Below are 494 nucleotides of genomic sequence, written 5' to 3'. Positions count from 1 at the left end.
ACTTCCCCTCGCCGCGAATGATCAGCCCGTGAACGACACTATAGGTCTCAACCATATCCATTACCTGCATCAGCCCCTCACGAATAGCGGCTGAAATCGCATTGACCGGCGGATTGCTGATCGTGACCTGCAACAGGCCATAATCAACAAAACCGGAAACGGCATCTGAAAAATGAATGGTCTTTGTTTCAGAACTGGCAGGCATGTTCACTCCCGTCAGTCCGGCACGACAGCTGTGACCTGAATTTCAATTTTGGCACGGTCTTCAATCAGCCCCGCCACCTGCATCGCCGCCATTGCCGGAAAATGCTTACCGATCACATCGCGATAGGCTTGTCCGAGACCACGCATATTGGATTTATATTCCTGCTTATCGGTGAAATACCATGTCATCGTGGTGATATGCTCAGGCCCTGCCCCGTCAACGGCCAGAATAGCGACAATATTCTTGAGCGTCTGGCGAACCTGTTCAACGAAATCATCGGTTTCGAACT

2 protein-coding genes are annotated in these 494 nt (G+C 51.0%); both read right to left on the bottom strand.

The window, feature by feature from the left end:
- Positions 1 to 205: Clp protease/crotonase-like domain-containing protein (locus HBA93_RS18360; RefSeq protein ID WP_221724259.1), on the bottom strand; the 205-nt coding region annotated here is incomplete at its 3' end.
- A gap of 11 nt (positions 206 to 216) precedes the next feature.
- Positions 217 to 494 (bottom strand): RidA family protein (locus HBA93_RS18355; protein ID WP_221724258.1); only part of this gene is annotated, 278 nt, incomplete at its 5' end.

The sequence above is a fragment of the Ochrobactrum sp. SFR4 genome (genome assembly GCF_019730395.1).
In the GTDB taxonomy this organism is placed as follows: Bacteria; Pseudomonadota; Alphaproteobacteria; order Rhizobiales; family Rhizobiaceae; genus Pseudochrobactrum.
The sequence above is the reverse complement of the archived record's forward strand: the minus strand, read 5'-3'. Positions and strand labels throughout refer to the sequence as shown.